The sequence below is a fragment of the Nocardia otitidiscaviarum NBRC 14405 genome (assembly GCF_000308635.1).
GTDB classification, from domain to species: Bacteria; Actinomycetota; Actinomycetes; order Mycobacteriales; family Mycobacteriaceae; genus Nocardia; species Nocardia otitidiscaviarum.
The window spans coordinates 1-18,880 of record NZ_BAGD01000275.1 but is presented as its reverse complement, the minus strand read 5'-3'; the positions used below and the strand labels follow the sequence as shown (position 1 = coordinate 18,880).

Annotated in this window: 17 protein-coding genes and 1 riboswitch; of the genes, 8 read left to right on the top strand and 9 right to left on the bottom strand. The window is 71.2% G+C overall.

Translation table 11 applies throughout. The annotated features are described in order from the left end of the window. Positions 1-7: 7 nt before the first annotated feature. Genes ON31_RS31140 through ON31_RS31130 form a run of 3 tightly spaced genes read right to left on the bottom strand, consistent with a single transcriptional unit; the run spans position 8 to position 3,920 of the window. Entirely contained in the window at positions 8-778 is a 771-nt protein-coding gene (locus ON31_RS31140; RefSeq protein ID WP_039818747.1) for an SDR family NAD(P)-dependent oxidoreductase, read from the bottom strand. A gap of 44 nt (positions 779-822) precedes the next feature. After that, positions 823-3,183, bottom strand: a complete 2,361-nt coding sequence (locus ON31_RS31135; protein WP_039818746.1) for a glycoside hydrolase family 65 protein — start codon at positions 3,181-3,183, stop codon at positions 823-825. Beyond that, positions 3,180-3,920, bottom strand: coding sequence for an HAD family hydrolase (locus ON31_RS31130; RefSeq protein ID WP_039818745.1), 741 nt, complete (start codon positions 3,918-3,920; stop codon positions 3,180-3,182). Before ON31_RS31130 ends, ON31_RS31135 begins: the two co-directional genes overlap by 4 nt. A gap of 194 nt (positions 3,921-4,114) precedes the next feature. Between ON31_RS31130 and ON31_RS31125 the strand changes: the two genes are divergently transcribed. After that, positions 4,115-4,822: a response regulator transcription factor gene (locus ON31_RS31125; RefSeq protein ID WP_029932218.1), complete on the top strand. Its 708-nt coding sequence runs from the start codon at positions 4,115-4,117 to the stop codon at positions 4,820-4,822. Next, positions 4,819-6,102, top strand: coding sequence for a sensor histidine kinase (locus ON31_RS31120; RefSeq protein ID WP_051038066.1), 1,284 nt, complete (start codon positions 4,819-4,821; stop codon positions 6,100-6,102). The genes ON31_RS31125 and ON31_RS31120 overlap by 4 nt, the downstream gene beginning before the upstream one ends. Here the strand turns inward: ON31_RS31120 and ON31_RS31115 are convergent. Then, the gene (locus tag ON31_RS31115; protein ID WP_039818743.1) at positions 6,035-7,195 is read right to left on the bottom strand and encodes a lactate 2-monooxygenase; all 1,161 of its coding nucleotides are present in this window, start codon (positions 7,193-7,195) and stop codon (positions 6,035-6,037) included. The genes ON31_RS31120 and ON31_RS31115 overlap by 68 nt on opposite strands. A gap of 110 nt (positions 7,196-7,305) precedes the next feature. Here ON31_RS31115 and ON31_RS31110 point away from each other — a divergent pair, with 110 nt between their 5' ends. After that, a complete protein-coding gene (locus tag ON31_RS31110; protein WP_039818742.1) occupies positions 7,306-8,346 on the top strand; it encodes an Lrp/AsnC family transcriptional regulator in 1,041 nt (346 codons plus the stop codon). A gap of 8 nt (positions 8,347-8,354) precedes the next feature. Here ON31_RS31110 and ON31_RS31105 read toward each other — a convergent pair whose 3' ends face one another. Continuing rightward, on the bottom strand, positions 8,355-9,227 hold the full coding sequence (locus tag ON31_RS31105) for a class I SAM-dependent methyltransferase (RefSeq protein ID WP_051038065.1): 873 nt from the start codon (positions 9,225-9,227) through the stop codon (positions 8,355-8,357). 13 nt (positions 9,228-9,240) lie between these two features. Then, entirely contained in the window at positions 9,241-9,363 is a 123-nt protein-coding gene (locus tag ON31_RS38720) for a DUF8730 family Cys-rich protein (RefSeq protein WP_498049390.1), read from the bottom strand. 106 nt (positions 9,364-9,469) lie between these two features. Next, positions 9,470-9,659: riboswitch (cobalamin riboswitch) on the top strand. Positions 9,660-9,688: 29 nt separating this feature from the next. On the opposite strand from ON31_RS38720, the gene ON31_RS31100 reads away from it, so the two are divergent. Genes ON31_RS31100 through ON31_RS31080 form a run of 5 tightly spaced genes read left to right on the top strand, consistent with a single transcriptional unit; the run spans position 9,689 to position 14,199 of the window. Continuing rightward, the gene (locus ON31_RS31100; protein ID WP_051038063.1) at positions 9,689-10,723 is read left to right on the top strand and encodes an ABC transporter substrate-binding protein; all 1,035 of its coding nucleotides are present in this window, start codon (positions 9,689-9,691) and stop codon (positions 10,721-10,723) included. Further along, positions 10,720-11,718, top strand: a complete 999-nt coding sequence (locus ON31_RS31095) for a FecCD family ABC transporter permease (protein WP_255222337.1) — start codon at positions 10,720-10,722, stop codon at positions 11,716-11,718. Before ON31_RS31100 ends, ON31_RS31095 begins: the two co-directional genes overlap by 4 nt. Further along, a complete protein-coding gene (locus tag ON31_RS31090) occupies positions 11,715-12,782 on the top strand; it encodes a FecCD family ABC transporter permease (protein WP_218007412.1) in 1,068 nt (355 codons plus the stop codon). Before ON31_RS31095 ends, ON31_RS31090 begins: the two co-directional genes overlap by 4 nt. Next, positions 12,779-13,582, top strand: a complete 804-nt coding sequence (locus ON31_RS31085) for an ABC transporter ATP-binding protein (protein ID WP_039818740.1) — start codon at positions 12,779-12,781, stop codon at positions 13,580-13,582. The genes ON31_RS31090 and ON31_RS31085 overlap by 4 nt, the downstream gene beginning before the upstream one ends. Next, positions 13,579-14,199, top strand: coding sequence for a (2Fe-2S) ferredoxin domain-containing protein (locus tag ON31_RS31080; RefSeq protein WP_051038060.1), 621 nt, complete (start codon positions 13,579-13,581; stop codon positions 14,197-14,199). Before ON31_RS31085 ends, ON31_RS31080 begins: the two co-directional genes overlap by 4 nt. Before the next feature lie 138 nt (positions 14,200-14,337). Here the strand turns inward: ON31_RS31080 and ON31_RS31075 are convergent, their stop codons facing one another. The 3 genes from ON31_RS31075 to ON31_RS31065 form a co-directional block, all read right to left on the bottom strand. Then, positions 14,338-15,792 (bottom strand): NADH-quinone oxidoreductase subunit N, encoded by a 1,455-nt coding sequence (locus ON31_RS31075; RefSeq protein WP_255222336.1) that lies wholly within the window; start codon positions 15,790-15,792, stop codon positions 14,338-14,340. Between the two features lies 1 nt (position 15,793). Next, on the bottom strand, positions 15,794-17,287 hold the full coding sequence (locus ON31_RS31070; RefSeq protein ID WP_039818739.1) for a complex I subunit 4 family protein: 1,494 nt from the start codon (positions 17,285-17,287) through the stop codon (positions 15,794-15,796). A 46-nt stretch (positions 17,288-17,333) separates the two neighbouring features. Then, positions 17,334-18,880: proton-conducting transporter transmembrane domain-containing protein (locus ON31_RS31065; RefSeq protein WP_039818738.1), on the bottom strand; the 1,547-nt coding region annotated here is incomplete at its 5' end.

The window sequence follows — 18,880 nt, the reverse complement described above, 5'->3', positions numbered from 1 at the left end:
GCGGCGCTCAGACCCCGTAGCCGCCGTCCACGTCCAGCTTCTGGCCGCTGATGAAATCGGCGCGGTCGGAGGCCAGGAAGCAGACGGCCTCGGCGATGTCCTCGGCGTCGCCGAAGGTGCGCAGCGGGATGTTGTTCCGGGCCGCGTCCAGGGCGCGGGCATCCAGGTCACCGCTGCTGATGAGCCGGTCGGCCATGCCGTCGGTGGTCATGCCCGGCCCGACGCAGTTGGCGCGGATGCCGTAGCGCCCCTCTTCGGCGGCGATGGCGCGGATCGCGGCCTCGACCGCTGCCTTGGGGACCGAGGAGAGAGCGTCGCGGATGGGGAAGCGGGCCGTGGCGGCGGTGGTGATGGCGACGATGGTGCCGCGGCTGCTGCGTAGGGCGGGCAGGGCGGCGTGCACCGCGTTGAAGAATCCGGCGACGTCGGCGTCCACCTGGCCCCGAAGATCCGCGGGCGCGATACCGCTGAGGTGACGCATGGGCACGTGCGGCCCGGCCGCGTAGACGAGGGTGTGCAGACCACCGCATTCCCGCACCACCTCGCCGACCACCGCGGCCACCCGGTCCGCGTCACCGAGATCGAGCTGCCATGCTCGGGCCGTCCGGCCGCGCTCGGCCGCCTCCCGCAGCACGGGGTCGAGCCGCTCCGGCGATCGGCGGTAGGTCAGCGCGACCGCGCTGCCCCGCTCGAGCAGCATGCGCGCCGTGGCCCGCCCCAATCCGCCGCTGGCGCCCAGTACCAGCGCCACACCATCGCGGTGGCCGAAATCGTCCATGGGTCATTGATAGCCCACCGAACACTACCAAGCAACTGCTTGGTTCACGAGCGCGCCGCCCGCTGCCGCCGATACGGTTCACGCCCGGACGGCACCGCGGGCCGCGGCACCCGCGCACCCTTCGGAATCGGAAAGCTGCGCGGCTCCTCGGCCAGCCGGAATCCGGTGCCGTGATGCGTCAACCGCAGCGGGTCCCCCGACCGCAGGGTGTAGGTGGCGACATGGTCGTGGATCTCCACCGACAGCCGCCGCCCCCGCCACACCAGCCGGAACGCGATGCGCTCGAGTTCGTCGGGAAGCGCCGGGGCGAAGGAGATCTCGCCGTCGTGGTCGCGCAGCCCGCCGAAGCCGCCCACGCAGCCCAGCCAGGTGCCCGCCAGCGAGGCGATGTGCAGCCCGCTGCCGACATTGCCGTGCAGATCGTGCAGATCGGTCAGCGCCGCCTCCACGCAGTAGTCGTAGGCCAGCGACAAGTGCCCCACTTCGGCCGCGAGCACCGCCTGCGCGGCGGCCGACAGGGACGAATCCCGGACGGTGAGCGCCTCGTAGTAGTCGAAGTTGCGCCGCTTCTGCTCGGCGGTGAACTCGTCCGGGCACAGATACATGGCGAGCGTCAGATCCGCCTGCTTGATCACCTGTTTGCGGTACAGCGCGAAGTACGGGTAGTTCAGCAGCAGCGGATAGTGCTCCGGCGGCGTGGCGGCGAAATCCCACCGGGCGTAGTGGGTGAAGCCCGCCGACTGCTCGTGGACGCCCAGTTCGTCGTTGTGCGGCACCAGCATTCGCGCGGCGCGGTCGCGCCAGCGCGCGGTCTCGTCGGCGTCCACGCCGAGTTCGCGGGCGATATCGGGGTGGCGTGCGCAGGCCGCCGCGGCCGCGTCCAGGTTCCGCCGCGCCATCAGGTTGGTGTACAGGTTGTCGTCGGCCAGGGCGGAGTACTCGTCGGGGCCGGTCACTCCGGCGATGCGGAATCCGCCCGCGCCGTCCTCGTGGCCGATTCCGTCCCACAGTCGCGCGGTCTCGACCAGCAGTTCGACGCCGAGGTCCCGTTCGAACCGCTCGTCCCCGGTGGCCGCGACATAGCGCACCACCGCGTGCGCGATATCGGCGTTCACATGCACCGCGGCGGTCCCCGTCGGCCAGTAGCCCGACCCCTCGGCCCCGTCGATGGTGCGCCACGGGAACATGACACCCGGCTGCCCGAGCCGCCGCGCATGCTCGCGGGCCCGATCCAGGGTGGAGTGCCGCCAGCGCAGCGCGTCGCGAGCCACCACGGGCATGGTGTAGGTGAACACCGGCAGCACGAAGGTCTCGGTGTCCCAGAACGCGTGGCCGTCGTAGCCGGTGCCGGTGAGCCCCTTCGCGGGGATGGCCCGGTTCTCGCCGCGCGCACCCGCCTGGAGTACGTGGAACAGCGCGAAGCGCACCGCCTGCTGCAATTCCGGATCGCCGTCGATCTCGATATCGGCGTCGGCCCAGTAGGCGTCGAGGAAGTCGCGCTGGCGCTGACGCAGTGTCTCCCAACCGGTTTCCATCCCGGCGGCCAGCGCCGCCTCCACCTGGGCGCGCAGCGCGGGGGTGGAGCGGCGGCTGGACCACCCGTAGGCGAGGTATTTGGTCAGGCGCACACGGTCGCCCCGGGCGAGGTCCACCGCGATGGTCAGCCGCGCCAGATCGTCCTCGGCGTAGATCTCGCAGCGCGGCGTGACCGCCACGGCCAGTTCGTGATTCATGGCGGCCGCCATGCGCAGCCCGGAGCGCCGGGTGTGATGGCAGAGCGTGGCCGAGTGGTCCCGGGCGGTGGCGAAGTCCGCGGCCAGGGGCCGGTCCAGGGCCGCCGCCAGCCGCGGATCGTCGCGCGGCACGCTGATCGGCTCGTTGACCAGCAGATCCGACTGCACCACCAGTTCGAGGTCCGCGTCCAGCGGTTCGACCTCGTAGTGGACGACCGCCAGGGCCCGCTCGGTGAAGGAGACGAGCCGTTCGGAGTGGATGCGCACCCGCCGCCCGGTGGGCGACTCCCAGACGGTGGAACGGCGCAGCGTCCCCGAGCGGAAGTCCAGGATCCGTTCGTGCGCAATGGTTGTGCCGTAGCGCAGATCCATGGGCTCGTCGTCGACGAGCAGCCGGACGATCTTCCCGTCGGTCACGTTGACCACCGTCTGCCCCTCCTCCGGATAGCCGTATCCGGCCTCGGCGTAGGGCAGGGTGCGTTTCTCGTGGAAGCCGTTGAGGTAGGTGCCCGGGGTGCCCACCGGTTCCCCCTCCTCCAGCGTGCCGCGCAGGCCGATGTGGCCGTTGGAGAGCGCGAAGATGGATTCGGTGCGGTGCAGCGCGTCCAGATCCAGTCCTTGCCAGCGCAGGTGCCAGGGCGCGATCTCGAATCCGGGATCCGGTGCCGTCATACCCCGTCCCCGAGCCGGTCCAGATCCGGCACCACCACATCCGCGCCCGCGTCGCGCAGCGCCTGTTCGTGGCGGCCGTCGCGCATCCGGTCCACGCCGACCACGTACCCGAAGCCGCCGGCCCGCCCGGCACGCACGCCCGAGACGGCGTCCTCGAAGACGGCCGCATTCGCGGGCGCGACGCCCAACGCTGCTGCGGCGGCGAGGAAGGAGTCGGGCGCGGGTTTCCCGCGCAGCGCACGCTGCCGGATGACGGTGCCGTCGACGCGGGCCTGGAACGCCTCGCCCAGCCCGGCGGCGGCCAGCACGACCCCGGCATTGGCGGAGGAGGTCACCACCGCCACCGCGAGTCCGGCGGCCCGCACCGCCGCGAGATAGTCGACCGACCCCGGGTACACCCGCACCCCTTCCCGCTCCAGCAGGTCCAGCAGCAGGCGGTTCTTGGCCTCCCCGAGCGCCGTGACCGTCCACGCCTCGGGCGGGTCGTCGGGCGCGCCGTCGGGCAGTTCGATATCCCGGGATCGCAGGAACTCACGCACCCCGTCCAGCCGGGGCCGACCGTCGACGTAATCCAGATAGTCGGTGTCGCTGAAGGGCCGAAACCCTTCTCCCACATACTGTTCGAGGAATCCGTCGAAGGTCCGCCGCCAGGCCCGGCGGTGTACCGCGGCGGTATCGGTGAGCACCCCGTCGAGATCGAACAATCCGGCGGCGATGGATTCCGGCAGCCCTGGCACCTCTCGCGTCACCCGCCAGCGATACCCAACGGTCTGTCAGCCAAACGCGAACGTTCTAGCCATTTCCTAACCAAGTGTTAGCCGTACTCGAAATCCGACCCCGTACCGTCGCTCGGGTGTTCGTCCAAGCATCGTGCCCACTGCTCTCCACTACCTCTCGCGCCGAGCGATAGCTGCGCGTTCGCGGGTTTAGTCTGAGGGCTGTGGTGAGCAATCGCGTGCTGGTGGTCGACGACGACGCCCGGGTGTTGGCGTCGGTGACGCGCGGGCTCCGGCTCTCCGGATTCACCGTCGATACCGCCACCGACGGTGCGGCCGCGCTGCGGCGGATCGCCGCCGTGGCCCCCGACGCGGTGGTGCTGGATCTGAACATGCCCACGCTGGACGGCGTCGGTGTGGTCACCGCGCTGCGCTCACTCGGCAACGAGGTGCCGATCTGCGTACTCAGCGCGCGCTCGGCCATCACCGACCGCATCGGCGCTCTGGAGGCCGGGGCCGACGACTACCTCACCAAACCGTTCGACCTGGGCGAATTGGTGGCCCGGCTGCGCGCCCTGCTGCGCCGGGTCCCCGCCCCGGCCACCCGGACCGCGGACCCGTCACCCATCGTGGTCGGCCCGCTGGTGATCCATCCGGGCAGTCGCCGCGTCTACGCCGACGACGTTCCGCTCGACCTGACCAAGCGCGAATTCGACCTGCTCGCCGCCCTGGCCACCGCGCCCGGGCAGGTGTTCAGCCGCGCGCAGCTGCTGCGGCTGGTGTGGCAGTACGACTTCGAGACCCAGACCAAGGTGGTGGACGTCTTCATCTCGTATCTGCGCCGCAAGATCGAGGCCACCGGCTGCCCGCGCGTGGTGCACACCGTGCGCGGGGTCGGATTCAGCCTGCGGGAGGAGCCGTGAGGCGGCCCGTCTCCCTGCGCACGCGCGTCGCGCTCGCCAGCGCGCTGTCCGCGGCCCTGGCCATTGTCGCCATGAGCGTGGTGTTCCTGCTCATCGTGCAGACCCGAACCGATGACGAACTCGATGCCGCGCTGCGCTCACTCGAGGTCGTGCGGGTCGACGGGACGGCGTCGGCCGCGGCCTGCGACGGCCGGGTGGTCCGCCTCGAACCGAACGGCGACGGCTGCTGGGAGTTGCCCGCCGATCTGCGCGAGGGCGACCGGGTGGATCTGGGACTCGCGGTACCGCGGGACGTGGTGGCGACGGCGGTGGAGCGCAGGCGATTCCACATCGTCGCCGTCGCGCTCTCGGCCATCGCGCTGGCCGCCGCGCTCGGCTGGTTCTTCGCCCACCGCAGTGTGCTGCCGCTGCGCCGGCTCACCGCGGCCACCAAGGATGTGGGCACCCGGCTGTCCCTGGACTTCCCGCGCCGCACCGCCACCACCGAGACCGCCGAACTGGCCACCGCCATGGACCAGATGCTCGGCCGCATCGACGCCGAACGCCGCCACACCGCCGACGCGCTGGCCACCGCCCGCGACTTCGCCGCCACCGCCGCCCATGAACTGCGCACCCCGCTGACCTCCATGCGCACCGATCTCCAGGTGCTGTCCGCCATGGAACTGCCCGCGGCGACGCGCGCCGAGATCCTCACCGACGTGCTGGCCGCCCAGAGCTCCCTGGAATCCACCCTGTCCGCCCTGGAACGGCTCGCCCTCGGGGAGCTCACCACCGACGCCGACCGGGAGGAGGTGGATCTCGACGAACTCGTCGACGAGGTGGTCGACGACGCGCGCCGCCGTCACCCCGACGTCACTCTGATATCCACTGTCCCGCAGCCGATTCGGCTGGCGGGCCTGGCCGCGGGCCTGCGCTCGGTGGTGGACAACGCCATCACCAACGCCATCCGCCACGGCGGCGCGACCCGCGTCGAGGTGGCGGCCCGCCGCGCCCCGGCCGGAATGGTCACCCTCACCGTCGACGACGACGGCACCGGAGTGCCGCCCGAGGAGCGCGACAAGGTCTTCGACCGCTTCTACCGCGGTCTCGACACCGAAACTCCCGGCAGCGGACTGGGACTCGCGCTGGTCGCGCAACAGGCCCGCCTGCACGGCGGCACCGCCGCCCTGACCGACAGCCCCCTCGGCGGCGTCCGGTTGACCGTCACCCTCGCTACCGCACCGCGCGCAACGCCTCCGGGGCAAGATCCTTCAGCGTCGGATAGCCGTCCACCGCCATGATCAGATCCGCCTCCGCTAGCAGGGTGCGCAGCACGTGCGCGATGCCGTCGGCCCCGCCCAGCGCCAGACCGTAGGCGTAGGGGCGGCCGATGCCGACGGCCGACGCCCCCAGCGCGAGCGCCTTGACGATATCGGCCCCGGAGCGGACCCCGGAGTCGAACAGCACCGGCACCCCGCCCGCCGCGGCGACCACCTCGGGCAGCACGTCCAGCGCGGGCAATCCCCCATTCGCCTGCCGCCCACCGTGATTGGAGCAGTAGATGCCGTCGACCCCGCCGTCCACCGCGCGGCGGGCGTCGTCGGGGTGGCAGATACCCTTGACGATGAGCGGCAGCTCGGTGAGCGACCGCAGCCACGGCAGATCGTCCCAGGTGAGCGGATTGCCGAAGAGCTGGATCCAACGCAGGATGGCGGCCTGCGGGTCCTCCTCGGGGGTGCGGTCCAGTCCGGCGCGGAACACCGGATCGGTGAAGTAGTTGGCCAGGCAGTGCCCGCGCAGCTGCGGGAAATTGCCGGTGGACAGATCGCGCGGCCGCCAGCCGGTGACCCAGGTGTCCAGGGTTACCACGATGCCCCGGAAGCCCGCCTGCTCGGCCCGGCGCACCAGGCTGGCGGCCAGTTCGCGGTCGGTGGGCGTGTACAGCTGGAAGAAGCCGGGCGTGGCACCGAATTCGGCGGCGACCTGCTCCATCGGGTCGACGGTCAGGGTGGAGGCCACCATCGGAACGCCGGTGCGGGCCGCCGCGCGGGCGGTGGCCAGATCGCCGTGCCCGTCCTGCGCGCACAGTCCGATCACTCCGATCGGAGCCAGGAAAACCGGTGCGGGCCAGGTGGTTCCGAACAGCTCGACGGACAGGTCACGCTGTTTGGCCCCCACGAACATGCGCGGGATGAGCCCCCAGTGGTCGAAGGCGGTGACATTGGCGTCCTGGGTGCGCTCGTCGCCCGCGCCGCCCGCCACATACGACCACACCGAGGGCGGCATGGCCGCGCGCGCCCGATCCCGCAGCTCCGCGAAACTCACCGGTAGCGGCGGCACCACACCGCGCAACCCGTTGAAGTAGATCTCGTTCTGGTAGTCCCCGAACGCCATGGCCGACTGCCCGCCTTTCCGATGCGAACTCTCTCTGTGCTCGACGAGAGTGCGATACTGGGCTCCCACAGCGGTCCACGTGCAGGAAATCCACGCGAGAGCGGTAGTGAATGCAGGATCATTGCGAACCGATCGGTGAGGATGAGCTCGCGCTCATCCACGCCCTGCAATTGCGCCCCCGCGCCTCCTGGACCGAGCTCGGCGCGGTCCTGGGCGTCGACCCGGTCACCGCCGCCCGCCGCTGGAGTCGGCTGCGGGCGCGCGGCACGGCCTGGGTGACGGTGTCCCCGGGACCGCGCCTGCTGGACCGGATCACCGTGGCCTATGTCGAGATCGATTGCGCCGCAGGCGAAGCCGCCACGGTGGCGGCGCGGTTGGCGACGCATCCGCATATGGTGACCATCGAGCGCACGGCCAGCGCCCAGCGGCTGTTCACCACCGTGGCCACCGCCGATCTGGCCGCCATGTCGCGCTACACGCTGGACATCCTGCCGACACTGCCCCACATCGGTGCGGTGCACGCCAGCCTGGTCACCCACATGTTCGCCGAGGGCGGCGACTGGCGCATAGACGCCCTGGATCCCGCGCAGCGCACCCGGCTCACCGCACCGCCCGCCCGGTCACCGGCCGATCGCGACCGCTCCCGGCTCACCGAGGTCGATCGCGCCCTGCTGGGCCTGCTGGCCCGCGACGGCCGCGCGCCCTACGCCGAACTGGCCGCCGCCCTCGCGGTCAGCACGTCCACGGTCAAACGCCGGGTCGACGACCTCACCGGACTCGGCCTGTTCCGCTTCCGCTGCGATTTCGCCCGCCCACTCGGCGGCTGGCCGGTCGCGGTCACCTTCCGCGCCACCGTTCCCGCCGCGGACCTCCCCCGCGTCGGTCACGCCGTGGTGGCACTCCCCCAAACCCGCAACTGCGCCGCCACCACCGGCACCCACAACCTGCTCGTCCAGGCGGGCCTGCACACCATGAGCGATGTGCTGCGCTTCGAGAACACGCTCACCGCACTGCATCCCGCCATGACCATCGCCGAACGCGTCATCACCCTGCGCCACGACAAACTCCTGGGCCACCTGCTGGACCGCTACGGCCGCACCGAATCCGTGGTGGCGGCCGACATCTGGTCCGAACCCGGCACCGGTGCCTGAATCGACGGTCAGCGCGGACGCCGGGCGACGACGGCGAAGTTCAAAGGAATGCGCGGCGCGCCCGCGGGCAGCGTCCAGCCTTCCGGGCAGGCGACGAGTTCCGGGAAGGCGTGCCAGTCCATGTACGGCAGTTCGCGCAGCGACTCCAGCACGAGCCCGGCGTCCAGCAGGGCCGTGACGATCTCCTGGAGGTCGTGCCGCCACTCGTGGTTGGTCGCGTGCGCGATCTGTCCCGCCGAACCCGGTGTGTAGCTGCCCGAATCGGTGTAGGTCTGTACGCCGCCGCCGGACCGATAGTCCTCGCTGATCTCCCAGGGTTCGAAGCCGAGCGCCCCGAGCAGCGGATGGTCGTCGCGGATGAGGAACAGCCCGCCCGGTTCCAGCAGATCGTGGACCGATTGCGCCCACGCGTCGAGCTCCGGCAGCCACACGATGGTTCCGGCGCTGGTCACGATGGTGCTGAAGCGCCGGTCGAGCAGTGCGGAGGCGAATCGCGCGTCGCCCTCCACCCAGGTGATCTCGCGCCCGTCCGCCGCCGCGATGCGGGCGGCGTGGCGCAGCGAGTTCGGCGACAGATCCAGTCCGTGAACGTCGACCGCCCCGAGCCGCGCCCAGGAGACGGTATCGGTGCCGATATGGCATTGCAGGTGCAGCAGCGACCGATCCCGGATGCCGGTGTCCGGGAGGTGCGGGGCCAGGACTGACAGATCGTTGCGCACCACCGTCGAGATGCGGGTCGGTTCGTTCAGGAATCCGTCCACGTCGTACATGCCCGAGCGCGCGTGCACGTCGGCGCGGTCGTCCCAGTTCGCCCGATTGTCGGCTATGGCGGTGTCGTCGGCTATGGCGGTGTCGTCGGCTGCCGCGGCGGCATCATGCATGCCGTCCGGTCTACTACCGCGGGTGGCCGTCGCACCACTGAATTTCGGCGACCTGGGCGCGCACCTCGTCGACGTGTTCGCCGCAGCCGGCCCACGTCGTCTTGCCACACGTCTCGCACGGCACCGGGTAGCACATGGATTCATCTCCTCACGTCGGCCGAGTCGAGCATACCGGCGGCATACCGGCGGTTCGCCGGCCGCACCTCCGGCTACGAGCGCGGATGCCCGGTTCGCGCACTCTGCTACATTCGCCGGGCCGTGGTGTTCGGGAAACCGGTGTGGAACCGGTGCGGCCCTCGCCACTGTGATCGGGAGCGACGAATCGTTCCGGGCGACAAGGTCGTCCGGAGCCACTGGGGCCCGGCCCTGGGAAGGTGGATTCGCCGCGCGACACCCGTCAGCCAGGAGACCGGCCACGGCGCTGTAGTGCCCGTTCCACGAGGACCTGGAAGGCGGTCGTCTTGACCACGTTTGTTTCCGCGCGCCTGCGGATCGGCGCGTTGCTCGCCGGTGCCGTCGCGCTCGCCGGGTGTGCGCCCGCGGCCGACACCGCTGTCGGTGACGCCGCCGTCACGCGCGTCAACTGCGGTATCGATATCGGCGTCGATGCGCCGCCGCAGCGCATCTACGCCGCCTATCAGCCATCCATCGAGATCGCGCACGCCCTCGGGGTCACCGACCGCCTGGTCGGGACGGCCTTCCTGGACGCGGCGGTGCTGCCCGAATTATGGGACGCGCAGGCGAGCGTCCCATACGTCGAGAAGCTGCCGAGCCGGGACGAATTGCTGTCCCAGCGGCCCGATTTCGTGCTCTCCGGCTACAACGGGGTGTTCGCGAAATCCGCTCAGGCCAGCGTCGGCACCCGCGCCAGCCTGCACGAACTCGGAGTGCGCACCTGGGTGCTGAGTCCGCTGTGCCCGAGCGCCGACGGACTGGCGGACGAGGCCATCGACCCGGCGACGGTGCGATTCGACAACGTGTACGCGGATCTTCGGGATCTCGGCGCACTGTGGGGTGTGCCCGAACGCGCCGAGCAGGTGGCCACCGATCTGCGCGACCGGATCGAGGCGGTGCGCGCGACGGTCGCGGGAGCCGAGCGCCCTCGGGTCGCGGTGGTGACACCCAAGGACGACGGTTCCTACACCGTCGCGGGCGGCATCGACTTCGTCACCCGGATCATCGAGGCCGCGGGCGGGGTGAACGCCTTCGCCGACCTGACCGCCCGCCGCAATGTGCCGATCGGCGCGGAGGAGATCATCGCCCGCGATCCCGACATCATTCTGACCAGTCTGTGCTGCGAGGCCAGTTACACCCGCGCCGACGGGCAGTCGCAGGCCGACACCATCACCGGCAATCCGGCCTTCGCCAATCTGACCGCGGTGCGCGCGGGTGCGGTGCACCCCTTCCTGTTCGCCGATCGGGCGGCGGGGGTGCGGATCGCCCACGCGACCGAACTGGTCGCCGAGTTGATCCACCCCGATCTGTTCGGGCGGTGAGTCGCGGTCTGCGCGGCGTCGGCATGCCGGTGGCCCTCGCCGCGCTCGCCCTGGTCTGCCTCGCCTCGCTGCTTGTCGGGACGCATCCGATCACCGTCGATCAGGTGGCGGCGGCGTTCACCGACTTCCGGGGCACCGACGCGGATCGGGTGGTGCGCTACATCCGGTTGCCCTGCACGGTGGCCGGACTGCTGGCGGGCATCGCGCTCGCCCTGGCCGGAGCCGTCATGCAGGGGCTGACCCGCAATCCGCTCGCCGGACCCGGACTGCTGGGCATCAATTCGGGTGCGTCGCTGGCCATCGTGATCGCCATGGGCGTGCTCGGCCTGAGCGCGCCGGGCGGAGTCGTGTGGTTCGCTTTCCTCGGTGCGGCCGTCGCGGCGGTATTCGTCTACACGCTGGGATCGCTCGGCTTCGGCGGCGCCACCCCGGTGAAGCTGGCCCTGGCCGGTGCCGCGTGCGCCGCGCTGTGCGGTTCCATCACCACCGCCGTCACGCTGCTGGACCGCACCACCTTCGACAACTTCCGGTTCTGGGTGGTGGGTTCGCTGACCCGCGCGGATGTCGAATCCGTCTGGGCCATAACGCCGTTCATCGCCGTCGGGACCGTGCTGGCGGTGGCGGTGGCGCGCTCGCTCAACGCGCTCGCCATGGGCGAGGACATGGCGCGCACGCTCGGCGCGCGGCTGGTCACGGTGCGCGCCGTCGGGGCGGCGGCCGTGGTGCTGCTGGCGGGTGCCGCGGTGGCCATCGCCGGGCCCGTCGCGTTCATCGGCCTGGTGATCCCGCATATCGCGCGGGCCCTGGCCGGACAGGACTACCGCTGGATCCTGGCCTGGTGCGCGGTGCTCGGCCCGACGCTGCTGCTGGCGGCGGACGTGCTCGGGCGCGTGGTCGCGCGCCCGCAGGAGATCCAGGTCGGCATCATCACCGCCTTCGCGGGATCGCCGTTCTTCCTCTATCTGGTCCGCAATCGGAAGGTCGCGACGCTGTGACGCCCATCCGATCCGCGGTGCTGCCGCTGGGCACCGTGCTGCTGCGCTCCCCCGGCGGACGGATAGTCGTTCGCGCACACCGCCATTCGGCCCTGCTCACCGTGGTGTTCACGGTGGCCGCGCTGGTCGTGGCGGCGTGGTCGCTCACCGTCGGCCACTTTCCGCTCACGGTCGGCGATGTGCTGCGGGTGCTCGGTGGGGGCGGCACCCTCATCGAATACGACGTGGTGGTGCGGGATCGGCTGCCGCGTGTGCTCACCGGGCTCTGTGTGGGGGCCGCCTTCGCGGTCTCCGGCGCGATCCTGCAACGCGTCGCGACCAACCCGCTGGTCAGTCCGGAGATCATCGGGATCAACACCGGCGCGTCGCTGGGCGCGCTGGTGGTGAGCGTGGTGCTGGGCGGTTCCGGTCCGCTGCTGGTCGGCGGCGCGCTGGCGGGGTCGCTGCTGGCCATGGCGATCATCGTGGCGGTGGCGACCAGGAACGGCCTGGACGGCTACCGGCTGGTCCTGGTCGGCATCGGTGTGACGGCCATGCTGTCGGCCGCCATCTCCTTCGTGCTGACCCGGGCGAACATTTACGAGGCGCACACCGCCGCCCGTTGGCTCACCGGCAGCCTGGCCAATCGCGACTGGAGCCATGTCGCGCTCGGGGTCGCGGCGTTGGCCGTGGTGACGCCGCCGCTGCTGGTGCTGGCCCGTACCCTGCGGCTGCTCGAACTCGGCGACGAGCTGGCGGCCACCCTGTCCGGACGCCGCGGACCGCACCGCACCACCCTGATCGTCCTCGCCGCGGTGGCGGCGACCCTGGCCACGGCGGCGGCCGGACCCGTCGCCTTCGTCGCACTGGTCGCTCCGCAGATCGTGCGGCGGCTGCTCGCCGAGCGCGATGCCGGGCTGGTCCCGGCCGCCGCGGCGGGCGCGCTGCTGGTGGTCACCGCCGATCTGGCCGCCCGGCGGTTGTTTCCCGCCGAACTCCCGGTCGGGGTGGTGACCGCCGTGCTCGGCGCGCCCGTACTCGTCTATCTCCTGGCCCGCGCAACCCGAATCGGACACGCTGGATGACCGCTCACCTCACCACCGCTCATCTCACCACCTCGGCGCTCACGCTCGCCTACGGCGACACACCGGCCGTCACCGACGCCACCGTGGACTTCCCCGCCGGGGCGCTGACCGTCATCGTCGGCCGCAACGGCTGCGGCAAATCGACCCTGCTGCGCGGGTTGGCCCGCCTGATACCGCCCGCGGCGGGTGCGGTGCTGCTGGACGGCGGCGATATCGGGCGGCTGCCCGCCCGCACCCTGGCCCGGCGTCTGGGGATGCTGCCGCAGCAGCCGACCGCCCCGGACGGCATCACGGTCGCCGACCTGGTGGGCCGCGGCCGCCATCCGCACCAGCGCTGGTTCCGCCAGTGGTCCGAGGCCGACGAGGCCGCGGTGCACCGGGCCATGGCGGCCACCGACACCCTCGAACTCGCCGACCGCAGCCTCGACGAACTCTCCGGCGGGCAGCGCCAGCGGGTGTGGGTCGCCTTGGCGGTGGCGCAGGATCCGGAGGTGCTGCTGCTCGACGAGCCGACCACCTTCCTGGATCTGACCCATCAGCTCGATGTGCTCGACCTGCTGCGAAATCTGTTGCCCCGCACCATCGTCGTGGTGCTGCACGATCTCAATCTGGCCGCACGCTACGCCGATCACCTGGTTGCCGTGCGGGACGGCCGCGTGGTGGCCCAGGGCGCGCCGAGCGAGATCGTGCACCCCGATCTGGTGGCCGAGGTGTTCGACCTCGACTGCACCGTCATCGACGACCCGGCCACCGGCACACCCCTGGTGGTTCCCGCCGCGCGAAAGGTCCGTACCGCATGAGCCGCCGCCATATCCTCGTCGCCCGCCCCACGCCCGCCGGTGTCGACCTCCCCGCCGTCCAGGCACTGGCCCGCGCCTGCGAAATGGGCTACGCCCTGCTGGATCAGGGTGAACCGACCATCCACCAGGTGCTGGACGCGGCCGCCGACGACGACGTGCCGGTCACCCTCATCCCCCTGGCCGTCCCGCGCGACCGCTACCTGGAGACCTGGATCGCCCGCGCGGTGGCCAACTGGAAGGAGACCCGCGACCGCGACATCGATCTCCGCATAACCGAGAGTATCGACGGCACAGCGGATTTCGCCGCCCTGATCCGAGCCCGCAAGCAGGACGCGGGCACACCCGTCACGGCCAGCCCGCGTGCCTTCCGCAGCCCCGCCTGGTCGGAGATCCCCGAGCACAGCACCCATATCCTGGTCTGCCGCGGGCCCCGCTGCACCGTCTACGGCGCGGCCGAACTCCACCGCACCCTGCGCGACACCCATCCGGACGCCCTGATCACCCCGACCGGCTGTCTGCATCCGTGCAATCTGGGTCCGCTGTACATCACCTACCCCGACGGCCGGTGGCATTCGGGGGCGGCGGTGGAGACCGCCGAGGCGGATCGGGTCGGCTAGCCGATCGTCAGCGGCACCGGCTGCGCTACGGGAAATCCAGCGCGTCTCGGCGGGCAGCCCCGATCGGCACGGCGACAGCCCAATCAGCGCGGCGGGCAGCCTGATCAGCTCGGCAGGCGGCCAGATCAGCACGGCCGTTTATCCGAATTCCAGTGCGTCCCAGACCGGTCCGGCGAGCAACCCGATCAGCACGGACAGCACGGCCGCCGCGTAGGCGGTGACGGCGGCCGCGCCCGGCGGGGACGGTTCGATATCGCCGCCGCCGCGCACGACCGGAACCACCCAGCGCAGGTAGTAGAAGACGCTGGCGACCGTATTGACCACCGCCAGCACGGCCAACCAGGCCAGCCCGGCGTCGAAGGCCGCGGTGAAGACGGTCAGCTTGCCGACGAACACAGCGGTGGGCGGGGTGCCGATCAGGCCGAACAGACACACCAGCAACGCCGTTGCGAGTGCGGGTCGACGCCGCAGCAGCCCGGTGTGGTCACCGAGGGCGCGCCGGTCGGGCAGTGCGCACACCACCGCGAAAGCACCGAGATTGGTGACCGCGTAGGCGGCCAGATACAGCAGGATCGCGGGCACGGCCAACTCCGACCGGCCCACGGCGGCGACGCCGACCAGCAGGTATCCGGCCTGGCTGATGGTGGAGTAGGCGAGCAGGCGGCGCACGTCGGTCTGGAAAAAGGCGGCGAGATTGCCCAGGGTCATGGTGGTGGCGGCGATGACCGCGATCAGCACCCCCCAGCGCAGCTCCCCGTCCGCCGACACCACCGTACCGAATCGTGAGATCGCCACGATGGCACCGAGTTTCGGCACGGTGGTGACCACGGCGGCCACGGCGGGACGGGTGCCCTGGGTGACGTCGGGCACCCAGAAGTGCGCCGGTACCGCCCCGGCCTTGAACAGCAGCGCGCCCAGCAGTGCGACCGCGCCCACCGCCAGGGCGGCGCGCGGGGCCGTCGGCGCGGCCTCGGCCAGCGCCGTATAGGTGGTCGCTCCGCCCGCGCCGAGCACCAGGGCCGCGCCCAACAGCATGGTGGTGCCGAACAGCGCGCCGAGCAGGTAGTACTTGAGGGCGGCCTCCACCCCCGCGGAGTCCTTCTCGAAGGCCGTGAGCGCGTAGAGCGGAATACTCGCCAGCAGGTACGCGGTGATCAGCACCAGCAGATCGGCGGCTCCGGCCAGCAACACCGCGCCGAGTCCGGCCAGGGTCAGCAGCACCACGAATTCGGATTCGCGGGCGGCGGCCCGGGTGCCGGGCCACGACAGGGCCAGGACCAGCAGTAGGGAAACGGCCACCGTCAGACGCACGGCGTTGGTGGCGGTGTCGATGTCGTAGGTGGCCTCGAAGATGGTGGCGGGCGCGTCGTTCCAGACCGCGACCGTCGTCACCAGTGTCGTGATCGCGGCGACGGCGGCGAGCAGCCGTACCGGCCACTGCCGGGTGCGCGGCAGGAATGAGCCGAGCAGCAGACCCAGCACCGCGGCGGCGGCCAGCGCCGCCTCCGGGGCGAGCGCCGCCAGATCCGCGCCCATCTCGCCGCTCGCGGCGAGCACGGCGTCGCCTCCGTGGGCCGCGCTGTCGGTCCCCACGTCAGCCCTCCACCAGCAGCCCGAGCATCCGAGCCGACGGTTCGATCACATCCAGCAGGAAGCGTGGAGCCAGCCCGATGACGAGGGATCCGGCGAGCAGCGGGATGATCGACCAGGCCTCGGGCGCGGTGACATCGGCGAACTCACCGATGCGCTTCGGCCCCAGGAAGATGCTCTGATACGCCCGCAGCAGCAGCGCGGCGGTGATCAGAATACCGGTGAGCGCGATGGCCGTAAGTACCGGTGCGGGTGCGAAAGAGCCCAGGAATACCTGGAATTCGGCGATGAACCCGGAGAAGCCGGGCAGGCCGAGCGAGGCCATGGACGCGACCGCCGTGGCCGCGGCCAACACCGGGGCCGCGGCGGCGAGCCCGCCGAAGGCGTCCAGGTCGTAGGTTTCGCGCCGCGCGTACAGCACCCCCGCGATGAGGAACAGCGCCCCGGTGATGAGCCCGTGGCTGACCATCTGCGTGACCGCACCCGAGATCGCCAGCGTGCGCGCCTGTTCGGAATTGCCCGCCACCAGACCGGCCGCGCCCAGGGCGAGCAGGATGTAGCCCATGTGGTTGACCGAGGTGTAGGCGATCATGCGCTTGAAGTTCCGCTGCGCCAGCGCGACCAGCGCGCCGTAGACCACACTGACCACGCCGACGATCAGCAGCACCAGGGCGAAACGCCGCCACGCCTCCGGCAGGAGCGGCATGGCGATGCGGATGAAACCGTAGGTGCCCAGTTTCAGCAGCACCCCGGCGAGCACGGCGGAACCGGCGGCGGGCGCTTCGGTGTGGGCGGGTGGCAGCCAGGTGTGGAAGGGCACCGTCGGAGTCTTGATTGCCAGGCCGAGCACGATCGCGGCCAGTGCGATCGAACCGCGTACCGTGTTGTCCGCCAAGGGGTTCGCGGCCGTCAGTTCGACGATGTCGAAGGTGTGCGGGTCGGCGGACAGGTACAGGATGATGAAGCCGAGCAGCAGGGCCAGCGATCCGATGAAGGTGTAAAGGAAGAACTGCAAGGCCGCGCGGCGCGCCTGCCCGTGGCCCCACCCGTTGATCACGAAGTACATGCCCACGATCGACAGATCGAAGAACACGAAGAACAGCACCAGGTCCAGCGAGACGAAGACTCCCAGGCAGACGGTCTCGAGAAACAGGAACAGCGCGGCGAACCAACGCACCCGGCGGGTCTCCCGCAGCGAGTAGACCGCGCACGCCAGGAACAGCACGGTCGTCATGGCGACCAGCGGCAGACTGAACCCGTCCAGGCCGATGTGATAACTCGCCCGCAGGCTCGGAATCCAGGAGACGCGTTCGGTGAAAGCGAAGTCGCCGGGTGCGGGCGGGGTTCGTCGGTAGGACCACCACAGCACCGCGACCAGCACGACTTCGGTCGCGCTCGCGGCCACCCAGGCCCAACGGACGGCACGATCGCCCAGTCGGGGTACGGCGGCCACGATCAGCGCCGCTGCCAGTGGTAGGAACACCAGCACACTGAGCATTCCGCACCTCCTCTCGTATCGGTCATCCCCTGTGTCCGTGTGGAACTCACGTCAGCACCAGCAGCACCGCTGCCAACAGCACCATGAGCACTGTCGCCTGGGCGTAGTACTGGTGCACCGCACCGGTTTCCGGACGTCGCGCCCACCGGGCCAACTCCCGTGCGCCCGCGGCGACGGCCCCGACAGCACGGGCGATGGCGCGTTCCGGGCCGTGGGTGGTCGCGCGGGCTGCCGCCATGCTCGCGGCAGCGGTTCCGCGCACCGCTGCGGCGAGCGCCCGGTCGTCGAAACCGGCCAGTCTCCTGGCGAGTTCGGCGACGCCGCGCGCGGCCGAGCCGGTCCCGGCGGCGAGCACCCGGTCGTCGAACCGGGCCAGTGCGTGCGCCGCCGCCAGGACCGGTGCGCCCACGAATCGACGCGCCGCCGATTCCAGTCCCAGCCATCCGGCGAGCGGGGCGGGCGCGGGAATGTCACCGCGCCAGCGGATCACGGCGGCCACCCCGGCGACACCTGCCACGGCCACGGCCCCCGAGAGCAGCAGTTCCGGCCCGGTGATCGCCGGTGCCGGTATATCCAGCAGGGTGGCGAACTCCGTCCGGACCACCGGCAGGGCCGCCGCGCCGCCCACTACGGTGGCGGCGGCCAGTACCGGCAGCGGCAGCGCTTGCGCGGCATTCACTCGCCGCGTCCCGGTTTCCACACCGTCCCGGTGCTTCTCGGTATCGGCCACGGGCCGCGACCACACCAGCGTCACCGCGCGACCGGCGTACAGCGCACCGAGTACTGCGGCGGCGTATGCGGCGATGAACAGCGGCGTCGACGTCTCGTGTGCCGCCACCAGCACGCCTTCCTTGGTCGGCCACAGTGCCAGCGGAGGCACCCCGGCCAGCGCCAGTGCCCCGATCGTGAACGTCACGCCGACAACGGGATACGCGCGGGCGGCCCCGCGCAGCCCGGTCAGGTTGCGGGTGCCGAGGGCGGTCAGCCACGCGCCCGCGCCGAGGAAGAGCAGACTCTTGGTGGCCGCGTGCGCCACCAGATGACCGGTGCCTGCCACCACACCGCCCATGCCCGCGGCCGCCACCATCAGACCCACCTGAGCGCAGGTCGATGCCGCCAGCAGCTGCTTGAGGTCGCTCTGGCACACCGCCACCGCACCCAGCGCGACGGCGGTGGCCAGACCGCCCCAGGCCGCGACCGACCCCGCCCACGAGGTGGCGGCGAGCAACGGTTCCAGGCGCAGCAGCAGATACGCGCCCGCCGCCACCATGGTGGCCGAATGCAGCAGCGCCGACACCGGACTGGGACCGGCCATGGCCCGCGACAGCCAGAAGCTGAACGGCAGCAGCGCCGATTTCCCGAACGCCGCCAACAGGATTCCGGCGGCCGCCGCATCCCGCCAGCCGCCGCCGGTCTCCGCCAGAGCATCGAGGGCCAGCGTGGAAGCTCCCCCGGCCAACACCGCGCCCGCGGCGAGATAGAGCCCCAGATCCCCGGCGCGCGTGGTGAGGAAGGCGATCAAGCCCGAGGCGGCACGGCGCGGATCGCTCCAGTGAAAGCCGATGAGCGCGTAGGAGGCCGCGCCCATGATCT